Here is a 260-nt window from a genome sequence, read left to right as displayed (position 1 = left end):
AGTATCCTGATATTCGAGTCGAATACCAAGCACTAGATGTGAGTGATTATGATACGGTTTTTCAAGTATTTGATGCTTTTGCGGATGACTTTGGTAGCATTGAGCGAGTAGTGGTTAATGCAGGTATTGGTGATAGCCGCCGCATTGGTAAAGGGCATTTTGAAACCAATCGCCGCACTGCTGATGTCAATTTTGTCGCCGCATTGGCACAGTGTGAAGCCGCCATGAATATCTTCCGTGCTCAGAACAGTGGCCATTTG

Annotated in this window: 1 protein-coding gene; it reads left to right on the top strand. The window is 45.4% G+C overall.

Annotated elements, in window-relative coordinates; all coding sequences use genetic code 11:
- Nucleotides 1-260 (top strand): SDR family NAD(P)-dependent oxidoreductase (locus tag SB772_RS42535; protein ID WP_410838836.1); only part of this gene is annotated, 260 nt, incomplete at both ends.

The organism is Paraburkholderia sp. SIMBA_030, assembly GCF_046535245.1.
In the GTDB taxonomy this organism is placed as follows: Bacteria; Pseudomonadota; Gammaproteobacteria; order Burkholderiales; family Burkholderiaceae; genus Paraburkholderia.
This window is presented reverse-complemented; position numbering and strand designations above follow the sequence as displayed.